This window comes from Actinomadura sp. NPDC047616 (assembly GCF_040642915.1).
Lineage (GTDB): Bacteria > Actinomycetota > Actinomycetes > Streptosporangiales > Streptosporangiaceae > Spirillospora > Spirillospora miaoliensis.
This window is the reverse complement of sequence record NZ_JBEYTB010000005.1, coordinates 401337-419292: the sequence shown is the minus strand read 5'-3', so window position 1 is coordinate 419292 and position 17956 is coordinate 401337. Positions and strand designations below refer to the sequence as shown.

General features: G+C 74.7%; 20 protein-coding genes. 11 read left to right on the top strand and 9 right to left on the bottom strand.

What is annotated here, in order from left to right:
• Positions 1-65 precede the first annotated feature (65 nt).
• Both ABZ801_RS15490 and ABZ801_RS15485 read left to right on the top strand, forming a co-directional pair.
• Entirely contained in the window at positions 66-476 is a 411-nt protein-coding gene (locus ABZ801_RS15490) for a hypothetical protein (protein ID WP_344955085.1), read from the top strand.
• Between the two features lie 138 nt (positions 477-614).
• Positions 615-1868, top strand: a complete 1254-nt coding sequence (locus ABZ801_RS15485) for a PP2C family protein-serine/threonine phosphatase (RefSeq protein WP_344955087.1) — start codon at positions 615-617, stop codon at positions 1866-1868.
• A 7-nt stretch (positions 1869-1875) separates the two neighbouring features.
• Here ABZ801_RS15485 and ABZ801_RS15480 read toward each other — a convergent pair whose 3' ends face one another.
• Positions 1876-2706: an MBL fold metallo-hydrolase gene (locus ABZ801_RS15480; RefSeq protein ID WP_344955089.1), complete on the bottom strand. Its 831-nt coding sequence runs from the start codon at positions 2704-2706 to the stop codon at positions 1876-1878.
• 186 nt (positions 2707-2892) lie between these two features.
• Between ABZ801_RS15480 and ABZ801_RS15475 the strand changes: the two genes are divergently transcribed.
• Positions 2893-3195 (top strand): hypothetical protein, encoded by a 303-nt coding sequence (locus ABZ801_RS15475; protein WP_344955091.1) that lies wholly within the window; start codon positions 2893-2895, stop codon positions 3193-3195.
• A gap of 49 nt (positions 3196-3244) precedes the next feature.
• On the opposite strand, the gene ABZ801_RS15470 is transcribed toward ABZ801_RS15475, so the two are convergent.
• Positions 3245-3946, bottom strand: coding sequence for a DUF429 domain-containing protein (locus ABZ801_RS15470; protein ID WP_360698040.1), 702 nt, complete (start codon positions 3944-3946; stop codon positions 3245-3247).
• Positions 3947-4048: 102 nt separating this feature from the next.
• Positions 4049-4192, bottom strand: a complete 144-nt coding sequence (locus tag ABZ801_RS15465) for a hypothetical protein (RefSeq protein WP_360698037.1) — start codon at positions 4190-4192, stop codon at positions 4049-4051.
• Positions 4193-4349: 157 nt separating this feature from the next.
• On the opposite strand from ABZ801_RS15465, the gene ABZ801_RS15460 reads away from it, so the two are divergent.
• The 3 genes from ABZ801_RS15460 (at position 4350) to ABZ801_RS15450 (ending at position 6657) form a co-directional block, all read left to right on the top strand.
• On the top strand, positions 4350-5378 hold the full coding sequence (locus ABZ801_RS15460; protein ID WP_360698034.1) for a hypothetical protein: 1029 nt from the start codon (positions 4350-4352) through the stop codon (positions 5376-5378).
• A 2-nt stretch (positions 5379-5380) separates the two neighbouring features.
• Entirely contained in the window at positions 5381-5842 is a 462-nt protein-coding gene (locus ABZ801_RS15455; RefSeq protein ID WP_360698031.1) for a pyridoxamine 5'-phosphate oxidase family protein, read from the top strand.
• Between the two features lie 179 nt (positions 5843-6021).
• Complete coding sequence (locus tag ABZ801_RS15450) at positions 6022-6657, top strand: hypothetical protein (protein ID WP_360698028.1); 636 nt, start codon at positions 6022-6024, stop codon at positions 6655-6657.
• Positions 6658-6902: 245 nt separating this feature from the next.
• Here ABZ801_RS15450 and ABZ801_RS15445 read toward each other — a convergent pair whose 3' ends face one another.
• From ABZ801_RS15445 to ABZ801_RS15435, 3 genes are read right to left on the bottom strand one after another with little or no spacing between them, the layout of a single operon-like run.
• Positions 6903-7385 carry a cyclic nucleotide-binding domain-containing protein gene (locus tag ABZ801_RS15445; protein ID WP_360698025.1) on the bottom strand — a complete coding sequence of 161 codons (483 nt, stop codon included), beginning with the start codon at positions 7383-7385 and terminating at the stop codon, positions 6903-6905.
• Positions 7382-7555: a hypothetical protein gene (locus ABZ801_RS15440; protein ID WP_360698022.1), complete on the bottom strand. Its 174-nt coding sequence runs from the start codon at positions 7553-7555 to the stop codon at positions 7382-7384. Before ABZ801_RS15440 ends, ABZ801_RS15445 begins: the two co-directional genes overlap by 4 nt.
• Before the next feature lie 6 nt (positions 7556-7561).
• Positions 7562-8440: a universal stress protein gene (locus ABZ801_RS15435; RefSeq protein WP_360698019.1), complete on the bottom strand. Its 879-nt coding sequence runs from the start codon at positions 8438-8440 to the stop codon at positions 7562-7564.
• A gap of 513 nt (positions 8441-8953) precedes the next feature.
• On the opposite strand from ABZ801_RS15435, the gene ABZ801_RS15430 reads away from it, so the two are divergent.
• Positions 8954-11614: a GNAT family N-acetyltransferase gene (locus ABZ801_RS15430; protein WP_360698016.1), complete on the top strand. Its 2661-nt coding sequence runs from the start codon at positions 8954-8956 to the stop codon at positions 11612-11614.
• 163 nt (positions 11615-11777) lie between these two features.
• Complete coding sequence (locus ABZ801_RS15425; RefSeq protein WP_360698013.1) at positions 11778-12089, top strand: STAS domain-containing protein; 312 nt, start codon at positions 11778-11780, stop codon at positions 12087-12089.
• A gap of 165 nt (positions 12090-12254) precedes the next feature.
• Here ABZ801_RS15425 and ABZ801_RS15420 read toward each other — a convergent pair whose 3' ends face one another.
• Entirely contained in the window at positions 12255-12824 is a 570-nt protein-coding gene (locus ABZ801_RS15420) for a hypothetical protein (protein WP_344955106.1), read from the bottom strand.
• Positions 12825-13492: 668 nt separating this feature from the next.
• Positions 13493-13912, bottom strand: a complete 420-nt coding sequence (locus ABZ801_RS15415; RefSeq protein ID WP_360698009.1) for an OsmC family protein — start codon at positions 13910-13912, stop codon at positions 13493-13495.
• A 165-nt stretch (positions 13913-14077) separates the two neighbouring features.
• Here ABZ801_RS15415 and ABZ801_RS15410 point away from each other — a divergent pair, with 165 nt between their 5' ends.
• From ABZ801_RS15410 to ABZ801_RS15400, 3 genes are all read left to right on the top strand, one after another.
• On the top strand, positions 14078-14506 hold the full coding sequence (locus ABZ801_RS15410; RefSeq protein WP_360698006.1) for a universal stress protein: 429 nt from the start codon (positions 14078-14080) through the stop codon (positions 14504-14506).
• Between the two features lie 106 nt (positions 14507-14612).
• Positions 14613-15293, top strand: a complete 681-nt coding sequence (locus ABZ801_RS15405) for a CBS domain-containing protein (RefSeq protein ID WP_344955112.1) — start codon at positions 14613-14615, stop codon at positions 15291-15293.
• A 5-nt stretch (positions 15294-15298) separates the two neighbouring features.
• The gene (locus tag ABZ801_RS15400; RefSeq protein WP_360698003.1) at positions 15299-16795 is read left to right on the top strand and encodes an AAA family ATPase; all 1497 of its coding nucleotides are present in this window, start codon (positions 15299-15301) and stop codon (positions 16793-16795) included.
• 36 nt (positions 16796-16831) lie between these two features.
• Here ABZ801_RS15400 and ABZ801_RS15395 read toward each other — a convergent pair whose 3' ends face one another.
• Positions 16832-17830 (bottom strand): zinc-binding alcohol dehydrogenase family protein, encoded by a 999-nt coding sequence (locus ABZ801_RS15395; RefSeq protein ID WP_360698000.1) that lies wholly within the window; start codon positions 17828-17830, stop codon positions 16832-16834.
• Positions 17831-17956: the final 126 nt, after the last annotated feature.

The following is a 17956-nucleotide window of genomic DNA, read 5'->3' as shown; positions in this document are numbered from 1 at the left end:
TTACGATGCGTGTGTCGAGGTGGTCAGGAAGCCGCACCGCGGCCAAGGGGAGCGCGAGGTGTGCGATGGGCGTGATGGAGGACTTCCTACGGCTCCTCGGGCTGACCGCCCACGACGACCCCCCGCTGTACGGCGACACCTCGCGTCCGACCATGGGGGCGCCCAGGGCGCTGGCCATGGCGCTGGCCGCCGACCCCGTGGAACCGGCGACGGTACCGGCGGTGGGACGGCGCCGGCTGGAGCAGACCTTACGGCGCCTGCCCGACCGCTACCGCGACCGGCTCGGCCCCGCGGCCCTGCGGCAGGTCACGCGGGCCGCGGCCGGCGAACGCTGGGACAAGGCCGTCGACCACCTGGTCACGGCCCTCTGCCTGTGCGACGCGCCGATCACCGCCGCCGAGCGCCAGGAGCTTCGCGCCGTGCTGCGGGCGCTGGACAGGCCGACCGACCGGGTCGACGCCCTCCCCCGCCGGTGACCGGGGACCGCGCGCGGCGTCCGGTCCGGGCGGGACACCGGCCGTGAGCGGCCGCATGGCGTGGTGAATGCCGGGAATGTAGGGACCGAGGCGGGTTCCGCGCCCAGCCGCGGCCGCCCGTCCGGGGGACTGAGACCGATGGAGTTTGACCGGGACAACCAACTGCTCGGCGAGCTGCTCGACAGCAGCCATGCCATCTCGATGCAGCAGATCCCGGTGGTGGTGGCCGACATCGCCGGGCGGGCCGGCTACCGGGACGCGCTCATCTACCTCGTCGACATCCAGCAGAGCGTGCTGCGCCTGCTGAGGGGACGCGACGAGGAGGAGCTGCCGCACGCCAGGTGCGCGCCGGGCGAGATCCGCGTCGAAGGGACCCTGGCAGGACGGGCGTTCCAGAACGTCGCCGGCGTTCAGGGCCCCACGGCCGACGACGGCGGCACCGTGTGGTGGGTGCCGATACTGGACGGCATCGAACGGCTGGGCGTCCTGAAGATCGTCGTGCCCCCCGGGGACCGGGACGTCATGCCCTTTCTGTGGCGCCTCGCGGGCCTGGTGGGGCTGATCGTCGTCAGCAAGCGGCCGCTCAGCGACACCTACGCGAAACTGATGCGCAGCCAGCCCATGACGGTCTCCGCCGAGATGCAGTGGCGGCTGATGCCGCCGCGAACCTTCGCCAACGACCGGGTGGTGATCGGCGCGCTCCTGGAACCGGCCTACCAGCTCGGCGGGGACGCCTTCGACTACGGCCTGGCGGGCGACATCGTCCACCTGGCCATCTTCGACGCGATGGGCCACAACACCACCTCGGGGCTGACCTCCAACCTGGCCGTGGCGACCTGCCGCAACAGCCGCCTGCAGGGCGCCGACCTGCTGGGGACCGGCGACGCGATCGAGAAGATCCTGGAACGGCAGTTCGCCGCCACCAGCTACGTCACCGCGCTGCTCGCCGAGCTCGACTCGCGCACCGGCCTGCTGTCGTGGACCAATCACGGCCACCCGGCGCCGGTGGTGATCCGCAACGGCCGCTGGGTCACCACCCTGGACTGCCCGCCGACCGCCCCGCTGGGCACGGGGCTGGGCAGCGACGCCGCGCTGTGCCAGGAACAGCTGGAACCCGGCGACCGCATCCTGCTCTACACCGACGGCATCGTCGAGGCCCGCAACAGCCGCGGACAGGAGTTCGGCCTGCACCGCTTCGTCGACTTCATCATCCGCCGCAACGCCGACGGGCTGCCCGTCCCGGAGACGCTGCGCCGTCTCATCCGCAGCATCCTGGACCATCACGCCGGCCGGCTCGACGACGACGCCAGCGTGCTGCTCCTGGAATGGCGGGGGCCGGACGCCCGCATCCCCGCCGGGACGAGCCCCGCGCGACTCGCCACGAAGTTGTGACGGAGCGCTAGTGGTGCGCGGGGACGAGCTGGAACTGCTCGCCACGGCGCAGGTAGCGCACCCTTCCTTCGAGACCGCGCCGTTCGACCTCGCGCTCGAAGTCCGACAGGGGCGACTTCATGACGGTGTAGTCGTCGTAGTGAACGGGGATCGCGGTGGCGCACCGCACCGTCTCCAGCCACTCGGCGCCCTGCCGCCCGTCCATGGTCACCGTCAGCAGCCCCATCAGCCGGGTCCCGCCCAGGTGCACGATGCCGACGTCGATGTCCGGATAGCGCCGCCCGATCTCGGCGATCCCGTCGTACATCAGCGTGTCGCCGCTGATGTAGAGCCGCAGGTCGGGCGGGCCGCCGCGGGGGCCGAACTCCAGCAGCGAGCCCATCACCGGCGGCAGCAGGCGCCGCAGCTGACCGGGCGCGTGCCGGCCCGGCATGGCGGTGACGCGCACCATCCGGTCGCCCTTGACCAGTTCGTGCGGCTGCCAGGTGCGCAGCCCGATCGCCTGGCCGAATCCGCGGGCGCGCAGGGTGCGCGCGGCGGCGCCGGTGGTGAGGATGGGCAGGTTCCGCTCCAGGTTCCGCTCGGCCACCCTGTCCCAGTGGTCCTCGTGCAGGTGCGACAGCACCACGCCGTCGAGGTCGGGCAGCTCGTCCACCGTCAGGGCCGGGTCGCGCAGCCGCGTGGTGGTGATGCCGTAGCCGAGGTGGGCGCGCTCGCCCCGGCGCAGGAAGTTCGGGTCGGTCAGCAGCGTGAAACCGCCGCAGCGGATGATGGTGGTGGCGTTGCCCACGAAGGTCACGGAGTTGCCGGGCCGTGCGCCCGCCGTATCGCCTGTCATGGCTTCCCCCTAGCCATACGGTCGCGTCCGCACCCCCTACCCCCAAACTCCGGCATCTCACCCCGGGGCGGGAACGGCGGGCACGCCCGCTTCGTTCGGAAACGTGCCTCCGCCGCCGTGGCGGGTAGGACCCGGGGTGTCGACCGTTTCGGATGCCGGAACACCTGCTCAACGAGGAGATCGGCCATGACGGCTGCCACCGGGCATCGCACCCACCGCGAGCACTCGCACGTCCACGGCGAGGGATGTGGGCATGTGGCCGTCCCGCACGACGACCATGTCGACTTCCTGCACGACGGGCACTTCCACGTCCTGCACGAGGATCACGTCGACGAGTGCGCGCCGAAGGGGCACATGGCCCACAAGGAGCACGAGCACCAGCACGGGCCCGGCTGCGGACACGTCGCCGTCCCGCACGACGACCACGTGGACTACCTGCACGACGGGCATCGCCACGCCGCCCACGAGGGCCACTGGGACTGCCACTGACCGCCGAGCGGGCCGGCCCCGGCGTCCCGGCGCCGGGGCCGGCGGCGGTTCAGACCCAGATCGCGCACGGCAGGCCGTCGGAGAAGACCTGGGGCGGGTCGGGCAGGGACCTGGCCTCCCCCCGGGCCACCCGGCGGGCCGTCCACGCGGCGGCCGCGGCGTCCAGAACGTCGTCGGCCCCGGCCAGGGCGCCGGGTTCGCCGAGGTCGGCCGGAAGGTCGATGCCCTGACGGGCCAGGAGCGCGGCGCGCTGCCGCATCCCGGCCCATGACTTCTTGCCCGCGGTGAGGGGGCCGCCCGACAGCGCGGCCATCTCGGCGAAGCACACCTCGGGGTGCGCCTCGACGACCCGCGTCCCGGCCCGGCGGATCCACCGGTCGACCTGCAGGATCTTGCTTCTGAGCGCGTAGGACTGGGCGGAGATGCCGGTGCCGCAGATCCGCCGGCTCTCCCTGGCGGCGGTGGCGTAGTCGGCGGCGCGCAACGCGGTTCTGACCGGTGTCATGAACACCGACGCCCACCGGGGCCCGGCGGCCTCGCGGGCGAGCTCGTCGGCGCGGCGCCGGCCCGTGTCCGCCAGGCCGATGGGGATGTCGACGGCGATGACGTCGAGCGGTGCGTCACGGGCGGCGGTGGCGGCCAGGTCGCCGATCTCCGTGGCGTGGCAGGCGATCGGCGCGCCGCCGGTCAGGACGACGCCGATCCAGCCCGTCCGGCACGCGTCCACGCCCATCACCCGGAAGCGGTCCACCGCTTCATGATGCGCCGACGACGAGAGCCGGGGCGTGAGGACCCCGGCTCTCCTACGGCGGGTCGCCCGCGGCCATGGCGGGCACCCGGGCACGACGTGCCGTCAGCCCTTCCGGCTGGGCAGCACGCGCTTCACGGCCATTCCCGCCGACACCAGGGTGAAGACGGCGAGCCCCAGCCACAGGGCCTGGACGCCGAGCCACGGCGAGGCCGCGGCGGCGCCGCCGATGGGGGGAGTGTTGTACATGACCTACCACTTCCTTTCCTTACGCCAGGCGTGGCCGCTGCGGACATCCGAAACATGGCGGCGCCGGGACGTACGGCACCCGAAATGAGTCGTTCGCCCCTTATTGCGAAGGGCGGCGGCCGATGTACTGGGCCTGTAGTCGGCACGAGGAGTCAGCATGGAACCGAGGTGGCCGCGGGTCCGGAACGTCTCCGAGACGCCGGCGGAGGACGTGCGGCGGGCGGTCGAAGCCGCGGTCTGGGCCCCGTCGGTGCACAACACCCAGCCCTGGAGCTTCAGCCACCGCGGATCCCGCATCACGTTGCGCGCCGATCCGGACCGGCGGCTCGGCGTCGCCGACCCCACCGGCCGGGAGATGGTGATCAGCTGCGGCGCGGCCCTGCTCAGCCTGCGGGTCGCGGTCCGGTGGCTCGGATACGAACCGGAGGTGCGCCTCCTGCCGGACCCGGACCGTCCCAACCTGCTCGCCGACGTCATCCTCGGCGCCCGGATCGCCGAGAACGACGACGACCGGCGGCTGTACGACCAGATCCGGCGGCGGCGCACCCACCGCGGCGGCTTCGTGCCCGGTCCCGGCGTCTCCCCCGCCCTGCAGGCGAAGATGCGGCTGGAGGCGCAGCGGGAGGGCGCCGGGCTGCTGGTCGTCGAGGACCCGCACGCCCTGCGCGCCCTGGCCGCGCTGACGGAGGCGGCCGAGCACCTGCAGCAGCTCGACGCGTCCTACCTGCGCGAGTCGGCCCGCTGGGCGCCCCGCCCGGGCACCTCGCGTCCGGAGGGCGTGCACGAGGAGGCCTATCCGCGGCGGGAGCGGCGCACCGAGCCCTACTTCCCCGGGCGCGACTTCTCCCGCGGCCAGGGCTGGGGGGCGGCCCCCGGCCCCGGCGCGGGGAGCGCGCAGGAGCAGGTGACGGGCCTGGTGATGCTGATCACTACGTCCGGGGACGCGCCGGGCGACTGGCTGCGGGCCGGGCAGGCGCTGCAACGGGTCCTGCTGCGCGGGGCGCAGGAGGACGTCTCGGCCGCCTTCCACACGCAGGCCCTGGAGATCCCGGAGCTGCGCGCGCTGGTCCGCGGCCGGTTCTGCCGCGGCCGGCACCCGCAGATGCTGCTGCGGCTCGGCAGGGCCGAGGCCGCGCGGGCGAGCGTGCGCCGCCCGGCCGAACAGTCCATGATCGAGGACTTCTGACGATGCCCGGCGGACAGGAGCCGATCCAGGTGCTGGACCGCGAGACCTGCCTGGTCCTGCTGGGCGGCGTCCCGATCGGCCGGGTCGCCTGGGCAGACGACCGGGGCCGGGTGACGGTGCTGCCGGTGAACTTCGTGCTGGACGGCGACACCGTCGTCTTCCGCAGCGCCGCGGGCGCCAAGCTCGCCGCCGTCGCGGCGGGACGTCCCATCACCTTCGAGGCCGACGACGTGGAGCCGGCCCTGAAGACGGGCTGGAGCGTCGTGGCCGAGGGCCCCGCCACGATCATCACCGACGCCGACGAGCTGCGCCGGCTGGAGTCCCTGCGGCTGGCGCCGTGGGCGCCGGATCCCAAGCCCGACTACGTGCGCATCGCGATCCGCCACGTGTCCGGCCGCCGCCTCCCCCTGCATCCGGGCGGCGTGTACGTCGAACACCTCTATCCGGGCGAGAAGTCCACGTAGCGGTCGCGACGGCCGCGGGGGAGCGTGCCGGCGCCAGGCCGGCCCCGGCCCCCGCGACCGGGGCGAAGACTGCCCGGCCTCCGTGGAAAGAAGCCTTTCGGTCCGCCGGGGCAGGGCACAAAGCCCCTCCCGGCCCGTGCCGCCGGCTTCTAGCGTCGGTGGGAACCGAGGGAGGAGCCATGCGGCGATCACATCCGGCGCGCGCGAGCGCCCGGCCGCGTCCACTCGCCCGGGTGCGCCCGCTCGTCCGCGGGCTCGTCCGGAGGCTCGGATTCGGCCACAGCGACCTGCGGCGTCCCGTCGACCGCGCGCAACGCGCCGTCGGCGTCGCGCTCGTCGTCGTGTTCCTGGCACTGGCGGCGCCGCTGGCGGTCTGGGCGGCGGGCCACTCCTACCGGACGGGCCTGCGCGACGAGGCCGCCCAGAAGGTCGGCCGGTACCCGGCCGTCGCGACGATCACGCGGCGTCCGGCGGGCGCCGTGGCGGTCACCGGCGACCAGTCGCCGTCCACGGTGTGGGCGCGCTGGCGCGCACCGGACGGAACGGCCCGTACCGGGGAGATCCCGGCCTGGCCGTCCGCCGGCAAGGACGGCACCCGGCGCATCTGGGTGAACGCCTCCGGAGACCTCGTCGGCCAGCCGCTGCGGCGAGAGCAGGTCGTGGTGAACGCGGCGCTGGCCGCCTGCTACGCCGTCATGGGCGTGGGCGCGCCCCTGGCGCTCGCGTACACGCTGACCCGGCGCGCGTGCGACCGCCGTCGCGCCGCGTCGTGGGACAGGGCGTGGGAGCAGCTGGACCGCCGCTACGCCGGTTGAACCCGCTCGTGTGGCGCTGCCCGCCCCGGCCGGCGGCGAACGCACCCGGTGGTACGTCCCGCGCTACGTCGACCGTCCCCCACCGCGAGGCGGACCGCCCGCCTGAGGCGTCTGGCGGCGGGCCAGGAGGGAGACGATCCGATCCGCGTGGCGCCACGGCGCCGGCGACCGGGAGCGTCAGCCGAACTCGGCTCCCTCGATGGCGAGCACGCGCAGCGCTTCGGGCATCCGGTACGCCGCGGGCGTCATGGGCGCCATCGGGTCTCCGCCGCGTCCGCGTACAGGTCCAGCAGGCGGATCCGGGTCGCCTGCAGCCGGTCCACGACCACCTCGGCGAACCGCCGGGTCAGCTCGTGCGCCAGCCGCGGGTCCAGCGCCCAGATGAAGCGCACCAGCCGGGCGTCGAACTCCAGGGCCCGCACCGGCCGCGTCGCCACCGCCCCGAACCGCCACCGGTAGGGCGGGAACAGCCAGGACCAGCCGACGATCGCGCCGCGGCCGAGCGTCTCGACGATCATCGTTCCCCGGTCCGGCAGGTGCAGGTCCAGGGCGACGGTGCCGTCCTGGATGATCCAGAACCGGTCCGCCGTGCCGCCCTCGTCGAACAGCCGCCGGCCGGCGGGAACGGTGACCGGGCGCGCGGCGGGCGCGAGCCGGGCCAGATCGACGCCGTCCATCCCGGCGAAGACGGCCTGGCCCGCCAGCTGCTCGATCGTCACTCCGGTCATGGCGCGGCCACCTCCTCGTCTCCTCGTGCCCGCCCGGCCCGGGCCTGCTCGGCCCGCAGGGCGCACGAGTCCCACTGCTGCCACCGCTCGGCGTGGTCGCCGGTCAGGTCGGTGGTGTCCTCGACGGTCGTGCAGCGGCCCAAGTGCGCGGTCGTCATCACTTCCGGCATCGCCGGTCATCCCTCGCGGGTCTCGCCTGTCTCGGCGTGGGTGGGCTGGACGATGGCGACCGAGCACGGCGCGTGCTGCAGCAGGGCGCTGCTGGTGGCACCCAGCAGCAGCGGGTCGACGGTTCCCCGGCCCCGGTTGCCGACCACGACGAGATCGGCGTTGTCGGCCGCGTCGAACAGGGCCTCGCGGGGCGGGTCGAGGACCAGCGACGTCCACGCGTCGACCTGCGGGTGGCGCACCCGGTAGGGGGCCACGGCCCGTTCCAGCCGGGCACCGCAGACCCGCTTGAGCTTCTCGTCGTCGTGGAACATGTCCAGCTCCTCGCGCGGCACCGCGCCCGGCTCCCAGCAGCCGTACACCGCCAGCAGGCTCCAGCCGCGCAGGGCCGCCTGCTCGAACGCGAAGTCCAGGGCCGCGTCGCCGCCCGCCGAGCCGTCGACCCCGGCGACCACGCGCCGGTGACCGGTGGCGGGGGCGCGCACGACGACCACGGGGCAGCGCGCCCGGGCCGGGAGCTGGAGCGCCGTCGAGGCCACCGGCAGGCGGGCCTGCTCGTGCGAGCCGATGACGATCACCTCGGCGTCGTCGCCCGCCGCCAGCAGCGCCGCGTACGCCGGTCCGTCCGTGAGACGCCCGTGGATCCGCACCCCGGGCGCGGAGCGCTCGGCCAGGGCCACGCCGTGGTCCAGGACGTGCTCGCCCATGCGCTTGACGATCGCCGCGCCCTCGTAGTCGATGTGGCTGATGGGGTACGGCCAGCGCCAGGAGTGCACGACGGTCAGCGGCAGCCGCCGCAGCCGGGCCTCCGTCGCCGCCCACCCCACCGCGTATGCGCTCTGCTTGGTCCCGTCATAGCCGACGAGCACGTACGAGCCCCTGCTCATGGCGCCTCCCGGTTCCGTACGTCCTCGTCCCATCGCATCCCCGTGTCCGAGACCCGCCCCAGAGGCGAAAGGCCCGAGGTGAGGGGGACCTCCGCACGCCACCGGACGCGTGCGGGCAGGCCGGGACGTTGGTCCCGGCGTCGCGGGGCCAATGGCGGTCGTCCCCCCGGAGGGAGGGGGGCAGTATGTGAGTGACACCCACCGACGGCGCAGAGGAACCGCCGGGACCGGGACGGGATGAGACGGCCACAGCGGCCGCAAGACCCATCGTCGCCAAGACGGATGACCCGGATCCCAAGCGCCCCGCGAGCGACCGCCGGTGGGTGCCGCATGAGGAGCCGGCCCCCTCGGGCGAGCCGGTCCCCCCTCCGGGGGACCTCCCTCTCCTCCTCGGGGACCTTCGCCCCTGCCGCCCTGTTCCCTCCGGGTGATGTCGTGAAGGCCGCAATGGCTCGCGGTCCGGGGAGGCTCGGGCCGCCTTCGTGCCCCTGGAGGCAGATGATGTCGGCTCCCATGACCGACGCGGGTGAGCACGCGCTGCTGCGCGACGGCTCGATGGTCCACATCCGGCCGCTGGCGCGGTCGGACGGCGCGGCGCTGCACGCCCTGGTGGACCGGCTGTCCGAGCAGTCGGCCTACTTGCGTTTCTTCACCGGCGGCCTGCGCACCCCGCACGCCTACGTCGACCGGGTCACCGGCGACGGGTGGCCGGGGCACGCCCTGGTGGCCTTCATGGGCGGGCAGGCGATGGGGCTGGCGGAGATGATCCCCGACGACGGCGGCCGCGCGGAGATCGGGGTCCTGGTCGACGACCGGATGCACGGGCGCGGCCTGGGCACGCTGCTGCTGGAGCAGCTGGCGATCGAGGCGGACGCCCGGGGGATCGCCGAGTTCACCGCGACCGTGCTGTGGGAGAACCGGGCGATGATGGAGCTGCTGGCCACGGCCGGGTTCCGGGTGCGGCGGCGGTTCGGCGACCACGAGTACGACATCGGCTTCCCCCTGGCGTGCACCGGCGAGCTCGTCACCGCGATCGAGGCCCGCGAGCACACCGCCGGGGTGGCGTCGCTGAAGCGGGTGCTGCGGCCGTGGTCGGTGGCGGTGATCGGCGCGAGCCGCGACCCGCGGACCGTGGGCCACCGGATCCTGCGCAACCTGCTGGACGGCGGCTACTCCGGGGCGATCTACCCGGTCAACCCGCACACCGACGAGATCCTCGGGCTTCCCGCGTTCCCCACCGTGTCGGCCGTCCCCGGCGGGGTGTGCCTGGCGGTCGTGGCGACGCCCGCCGAGGCGGTGCCCAAGGTGGCCCGCCACTGCGCCGAGCACGGGGTGCAGGCGCTGGTCGTGGTGTCGGCCGGGTTCGCCGAGACGGGCGCCGAGGGCGCCCGGCGGGAGGCCGAGCTGCTGGCGATCTGCCGCGACGCGGGCATGCGCCTGGTCGGGCCCAACTGCCTGGGCATCGTCAACACCGCCGAGGGCCTGAACGCCAGCTTCCTGCCCGCCATCCCGGCGCGCGGGCGGCTGGCGGTGATGTCGCAGTCCGGTGCGGTCGGCTCGGCGCTGCTGGAGCAGGCCGGCGCGACGGGGCTGGGGGTGTCCAGCTTCGTGTCGGCCGGCAACAAGGCCGACATCAGCGGCAACGACCTGCTGCAGTACTGGGAGGACGACCCCGACACCTCGGTCGTCGCGCTGTATCTGGAGTCGTTCGGAAACCCGCGCAAGTTCGCCGCGCTGGCGCGCCGGGTCGGGGCCCGCAAGCCCGTCGTGGTGCTCAAGAGCGGCCGGTCCGACGCGGGCGGCCGTGCCGTCCGGTCACACACCGCCGCCGCGGCCACCTCCGACATCGCGGTGGACTCGCTGCTGCGCCGCGCCGGGGTCGTGCGCGTCGAGACGGTCCGGGACCTGCTGGACACCGCCCGCCTGCTGGCCTGCCAGCCGCTGCCGGGCGGCCGGCGCGTGGCCGTGGTGGGCAACTCCGGCGGGCCGGGCGTGCTGGCCGCCGACGCCTGCGCGGCGTGCGGTCTCGAGGTGCCCGAGCTGGCCGAGGCGACCCGCAGCGCGCTGCGCCGGGCCCTGGGCCCGTCGGCGGCCGTCGCCAACCCGGTGGACCTGACCGCCGACGGCGGCGCGGCGCAGCTCACCGAGGCGTTGCGGACGGTGCTGGCCGACCCGGGCGTCGACGCGGTCATCGCCGTCTACACCCCGCCGTTCGGTTCCGGCGCCGCGGCCTCCAAGGCGGCGATCGCCGCGGCGGCGCACGGCGCGGACAAACCGGTGCTGGCCTGCGTCGTCGGCGAGGACTCCCTGATCGACGACGGCGCCGTCCAGGTCCCCGCGTACGCCTACCCCGAGCAGGCGGTCACGGCGCTGCGGCACGCGGTGGACCAGGCCGAGTGGCGCGGCCGGCCCGCGTCCCCGGCGGCCGGGCCGCCCGGCATACGGCCGGGACGGGCGCGTTCGCTCATCGAGGCGGAGCTGCGCTTCACGCCGTCGGGCCGCTGGCTGGACCCGGAGACGGCGCACCGGCTGCTGGGGCACTACGGCATCGCCATGGCCGAGACGATCAGCGTGGACGGGCCGGAGGGCGCCGTCGAGGCCGCCGCGCTGACCGGCCTGCCGGTCGCGCTCAAGGCCACCGGCCCCGCCCTGGTCCACAAGAGCGACGTCGGCGGCGTGCGGCTGGACCTGCGGACGGCCGAGCAGGTCCGGGACGCCTACCGGGACATGGCCGCCGCCCTCGGCGACGCGATGACCGGCGCCGTGGTCCAGCGCATGGCGGGCGCGGGAGTCGAGATCATCATCGGCGCGCTGGAGGACCCGAGGTTCGGCCCGCTGGTCATGGTCGGCATGGGCGGGATCGCCGCCGACCTGCTCGGCGACCGGGTGTTCCGCGCGGCGCCGCTGCTCGACGGCGAGGCGGGCGAGATGATCCGCTCGCTGCGCTGCGCCCCGCTGCTGTCGGGCTACCGGGGCCGCCCGCCCGCCGCCGTGCCCGCCCTGGAGGACCAGCTGGCACGGGTGTCCCGGCTGGTCGCCGACAACCCCGAGATCGCCGAGCTGGACCTCAACCCGGTGATCGTCACGCCGCGCGGCACGGCGGCCGTGGACGTGCGCGTGCGCCTCGCCCCTCCCCCGCCGGCGCCGTCCCCCCTCAGCCGCGCCCTCGGCTGACCGACGGCCGCCGACGCCGGGACCTTCGCCCCTACGGAGCCGCGGGCGGCGCAGTGGAGCATGAAGACCGATGCGACGACAGCAGCCGGACAGAGATGGAGAGACGGTGACGGTAGTGGACGGCCCGCCGACGGAGGATCCGCCCCGTTTCACGATGTCGCTCATGACCGCCCCCGGAGGGACGAGGGTGGTGAGCGTGGCCGGTGAACTGGACATCGCCACCGCGGAGCTCTTCGGCGACCTGCTGCTCACCGCGCTGGACCTCGATCACCCGTGGGTCGTGGTCGACGCCGGGCGGCTGGACTTCTGCGACGCCCAGGGACTGCGCGCGCTCACGGTCGCCGGCGACCTCGCCGAGGCGCTCGGCGGCCGGGTCACGATCGTCAACGCCCGGCCCCCGGTGGTGCGGCTGCTGCAGATCACCGGGCTGAGCCGGCGGTTCGCGGTCACGGCGGCCGCCGTCCGGCCGGGCTGACCCCGTCCGCGGCCGAAGCGGAACGAAGCGGAAGAAGCAGGAAACGTAAAGAAGCAGGCAGGCGCGGGAAGCGACACGACAGCGAACAGCGAACAGCGAACAGCACAGCGAACAGCGAAGAGCCGGGCGGTTGCCGCCCGGCTCTTCGCCGCTTCTCGCTTCTCCTCACTTCAGCGCGGGCAGCCGGCGTACCAGGGCGGTGCGTCCCCACCACCGGCCCAGGCCGAGGGTGTCGCCGGCGCTGACCAGCGCCAGGCCCACCAGCAGGACCGCGTAGATCAGGTGGTCGTCCATGAACGGGTTGTTCTCCGGGGGCAGCACCGCGCTCCACATCATCACCAGCAGCAGCGCGCCCGCCGCCGCCGCGATCCGCATGCCGATGCCCAGCACCAGCGCCACGCCGATCCCGGCGAGGCCGATCATGAACAGCCAGTCGAGCGCGACGACGCCGGCCAGGTCGCGGTAGAAGCCCGCGAACGGGCCCTTGGGGGCGTGCGCGAGGAACCCCTCGGTCGGGCTCCCGCCGTTGAGCCACGCCTTCGCGCCGGGGGTCTCGTGCCCCAGCCCGAAGGTCTTGTCCAGGAACGCCCACACGAACACCCAGCCGAGCGACAGCCGGGCGATCGCCCAGACGTACCGCGCGGCGGGCGATTCGACCAGCGGCTCGGGCCGGCTCAGGTGCGGTTGCCGGATCGTCCGGTGCCCGTCACGGGCCTTGGGGGTCGAGACTGCCATCGTCCTCTCGCCTTCTCCAGGAAGGGTTGCCACCTACGACTCAACCCTCGGCGCGCTCGGGCGGACAGACGCTTAGGTCTCCTGATCGGCGGGACCTTGGTCCTCCGAACCGTCCAGGACCAAAGACCCCCGCATCGGGGGACGAGGTCCCTACGGCGGCCGCCGTGACGGCGCGGAGGCTGGAAGGTGACGTCCCAACCACGGCGCCATGGAAAGGACGACATGAACCGCAACGCCACACGCGCCCGCGGCACCGGTCACGGTTTCCGGGACCTGGTCGACCGGGCCCTGCTCGCCGCCATAGCGGCCGTCCTCTTCCCCCACCCGCACGGCTGGCTCAGGCGTTTGTCCCGTTACCGGCGTGACGTCGGCAGGGCCGGCGTTCAGCGGACGGACCTTCAGCGGACGGACCCGCCGAGGAACGAAGCGGCCGTGCCACCGCGTCCCCGTCTGGAACTGGTGCCGCCACCGCCGGAACACGCCGGAGCCCCGCGCACCTCCCGTGCCACCCCGCCCAGGCCCCGGCTGCACGTCGTGCCGAAACCGGGCACCTCACCGGAGCGTCCGCCGGTGAACGCGCCGACGGCTCGGCGCTGAAGGAGCCGGAAGGCCCCGCTCAGAAAGACCCCGCTCAAAAAGACCACGCTCAAAAAGACCACGGAGGTTGTTCAGATCACGGGAGTGCCCGCGACGGTCTCGACGTCCACGGTGATGCGCGGCAGGTCCAGCAGCGAGTTGTGCACCGTGCAGCGGTCGATGGCGTTCCGCAGCCCCGCCACGATCATCGGCGACAGGCCGTGCGGCGGTCGCACGCTCAGGTCGACGCGGGCGACGTGCGGCCGGGCTCCGGCGTTCATGACGAACCGCCCCCGGACCTCCAGGCCGTCGGCGGGAATGCCGTGGTCGCGCAGATGGCGCCGTCCGTGGAGGGCGGCGCAGGCGGCCAGGCTCGCCACGAACAGCTCGACCGGCGTCGGGCCGTCGTCCATGCCGCCGAGCGCGAACGGCTGGTCCACACAGATGACGTGCCCGCGGACCAGGACGGCGAACGCGTCCCCGTCGCGGTGGATCACGGTGATCTCGTTCATGGCGCACCCCCACGCGGTGGCTTCGGAACCGTACCTCTCAGGCTCCCCCTCGCGGGCCGCCCGCCGAAGGGGCGAAGGTCCCGCGCGCCGGGGGCCCGTCGGCACTGTCGGCGGCTCCGCGCCGCCGCGAGGCTGGAGTCGATCAGGAGGTTCATCATGAATGCCATGCCGGGTCCGCGGTGCGTCGTCGTCGGCGTCGACGGTTCGCCCAACTCGATCGCGGCGCTCCGCCGCGCCGTGACCGAAGCCCACCGACGCAACGCCGTGCTGGACGTGATCCATGTGCTCGGCTCGCACGATGGCGGACCGCGCCCGTTGCGCACCGTCGTCGAGTGGCTGCGCCTGCGCCGCCTGGCCGCACGCGAGATCCCACGGTCACGGCGGCTCACCGCCCGGCTGCGTGTACCGGTCGGCGACCCCGGCCAGGTGCTGGCCGCCGCCGGCCGCCGCGCCGAGCTGCTGGTCATCGGTGCCCGCGAGCACTCCGAGCACGGCAACCCGCTCGGCGGGGCCACCGTGCCCGTGGTGCTGGAGAGGGCCGCCTGCGAGGTGGTGATCTGCGCGGATCACGCCGCGAGCCGCCAGACGGCCTGACGCCGGGCCTCCCGCGATGAGCGCGTGGCCGCCGGGCCGCTCGGCACTACGCCGTCCGGACCTGCCCAGCAAGGCTGAAGACCTACGAAAGGCCCCGGGAGGGAACATGCGACGACGCAAGGTCGCCGACGTCATGACCGCGCGGGTGGTGACCGTCGCCGAGGAGACGCCCTTCATCGAGATCGTGGAGGCCATGGCCGAGCACGGCATCCACGCCGTGCCCGTGGTCGGCCAGGACGGCCGGGTGACCGGCATCGTCACCGACGCCGACCTGCTGCGCAAGCAGGAGTACAAGGACGCGGAGGGCCCGCGGACGCTGCTGGAGTCGCTGCGGCGCCGCCGCGTGCACGCCAAGGCCGGCGCCGTGGACGCCCGGGGCCTGATGAGCGGCCCCGCGGTCACCGTGTCGAAGGACTCCTCGGTCGCCGAGGCCGCCCGGCTGCTGGCCCGGCACGGGTTCAAGCAGGCCCCGGTGGTGGACGCGGACGGCCGCCCGGCCGGCATCGTCACCCGCGCCGACCTGCTGCGCGTCTTCCTGCGCTCCGACGACGACATCCGCGAGGAGATCATCCGCGAGGTCCTGGTGGACCGGCTCTGGCAGGACCCCTCCCAGGTCGCCGTCCGCGTCCAGGACGGGGTGGTCCAGCTGACCGGGCGGGTCGACCGGCGCAGCATGATCCCGGTCCTGGTCCGGCTGGCCGCGGCCACGGAGGGCGTGGTCGACGTGCGGGAACTGCTCTACTACAAGCAGGACGACACCATTCCAGAGTCCTACCGCCGGGTGTGAGGGCGATGGACGCCGCGCCGCCCGCCGCCGTGAGCGAGACCCACATCGGGATCGTCTTCTTCGCCGCCGACCGCGCCTACAAGCTGAAGAAACCGGTGAGCCTGGGTTTCCTCGACTTCACCACGCGCGAGGCGCGCGAACGCGCCTGCCACCGGGAGGTGGAGCTGAACCGCAGGTTCGCCCCCGACGTGTATCTCGGCGTCGCCGACGTCCACGGCCCCGCCGGCGAACCCTGCGACCACCTGGTCGTGATGCGCCGGATGCCGGCCGAGCGGCGCCTGTCGCGCCTGGTGGCCGCGCACGTCCCGGTGGACGACGCGGTGCGGTCGGTGGCGCACGCGCTGGCGAGCTGGCATTCCATGGCGCCGCGCGGCCCCGGCATCTCGGCCGAGGGCACCCGGGACGCCCTCCAGGGCCGGTGGGCCGACGGCTTCCAGCAGGTGAGGCCGTTCCACGGCACGTCGATCGACACCGCCGACGCGCTGGAGACCGAGCAGCGCGCCATGCGCTTCCTGGCCGGGCGCGGGCCGCTGTTCGACGCCCGCATCGCCGACGGCCGCGTCGTCGACGGGCACGGCGACCTGCTGGCCGGCGACATCTTCTGCCTGGACGACGGGCCGCGCGTGCTGGACTGCCTGGAGTTCGACGACCGCCTGCGCTCGCTCGACGGGCTCGACGACGCCGCGTTCCTGGCCATGGACCTGGAGCGCCTGGGCGCGCCCGGCCTGGCCGAACGCTTCGTCGCCTGGTACGCCGACTTCGCCGCCGACCCGGCGCCGCCGTCGCTGCGCCACCACTACGTGGCCTACCGCGCCTTCGTCCGCGCCAAGGTGGCCTGCCTGCGGCACGCCCAGGGCGACCCGGACGCGGCCGCCGAGGCGGGCGCGCTCGCGCAGGTGGCGCTGCGGCACCTGCGCGCCGGGGCCGTCTCGCTGATCCTGGTCGGCGGGGCGCCCGGCACCGGCAAGACGACGCTGGCCGGCGCGCTGGCCGACCGGCTGGGCTGCACCCTGCTCGGCAGCGACCGCGTCCGCAAGGAGCTGGCCGGGCTGGCGCCGGAGCAGCCCGCGGCCGCCGCCTACCGGGAGGGCATCTACGATCCGGCGTGGACGCACCGCACCTACACCGAGCTGATCGACCGCGCCCGGCGCCTGCTGCGCCTGGGCGAGAGCGTCGTCCTGGACGCCTCGTGGACCGCCCCCGAGCACCGCGACGCGGCCGCCGAGGCGGCGCGGCACGAGCACGCCGACCTGTTCGCCCTGCGCTGCGAGGCGCCGCCGGAGGTCGCCGCGGAACGGCTGCGCACCCGCCCGCGCGGCGCGTCCGACGCCGACGCCGCCGTCGCGGCGGCGATGACCGCCGACGCCCGTCCGTGGCCCGGCGCGACCGTGGTCGACACCACCGCGGCGCCGGAGACCGCGGCCCGGGAGGCGCTGGCGCTGGTCCGCCCGCACGGCGCCGAGCACGTCTGGCACCGCCGGCCGCGCATGGCGCCCGGCTGACCCGCGTCCCCGGTGCCGGGACGGTCACGCGGGCGGTCAGCCGGCGAACAGGACGGCGGCGCCCTCGACCCGGTCGGCGGCCAGGTCGGCCAGGGCCCGGTCGGCGTCGGACAGCTCGTAGGGCGCGCCGGCGACGCGCAGCGGCAGCCGTCCGGCCAGGCGCAGGAACTCCTCCCCGTCCGCCCGGGTGTTGGCGGTGACCGACCGGACCTGCCGCTCCTGGAACAGGTGACGCCGGTAGTCGAGCGCCGGCACGTCCGTCAGGTGGATCCCGGCGATCGCCAGGGTGCCGCCCCGGTCCAGCCGTTCCAGGGCGACCGGGACCAGCTCTCCGGCCGGGGCGAACACGATCGCCGAGTCCAGCGGCTCGGGCGCGGGGTCGAACGAGTCGCCCGCGGACGCGACCCCCAGTGCCCTGGCCAGGGTGCGGGCGGCGGCCGCCCGGGTGAACACGTGCACGGTCGCCCCCTCGGCCATCGCGATCTGGGCCGCCAGATGCGCGGACCCGCCGAAGCCCCAGATCCCCAGCCGCCCGCCCGGCGGCAGCGCGGCGCGGCGCAGCGCCCGGTAGCCGATGATCCCGGCGCACAGCAGCGGCGCCACCTCCAGGTCGCCGCGATGCGCGGGCAGGTCGTAGACGTAGGCGTCGCGCGCGATCGTGTACTCGGCGTATCCGCCGTGGGCGTCCCAGCCGGTGTAGGAGGAGTACGGGCACAGGTTCTCGGCGCCGCGGCGGCAGTACCGGCACGCGCCGCAGGTGCCGCGCAGCCACGCCGCGCCGACCCGGTCGCCCGGCGCGTGACGGCAGCCCGCGCCCGCCGTGACCACCTCGCCGACGATCTCGTGCCCGGGGGTCACGCCCGGCAGGTGCACCGGCAGGTCGCCCTCGGCCACGTGCAGGTCGGTGCGGCACACCCCGCACGCCCGGACGCGCAGCAGCAGCTCGCCGCCGCCGGGCTCGGGCACGTCCCGGTGCACCGGCCGCAGCGGCCCGGTCGCGATCGCTCCGGGCTCCCGCACGCTCCACGCCCGCATCACCGTCTCCCTCCAGGACCGCGATGCCCGCTTCCGAGCGGCTGACACGGGCCCGCGGGACGGCCGGCGCCGCGCAGCGAAGAATGTGTTGGATTTGCCCGGGTATGCGGCTTTTCACGTGTTTTG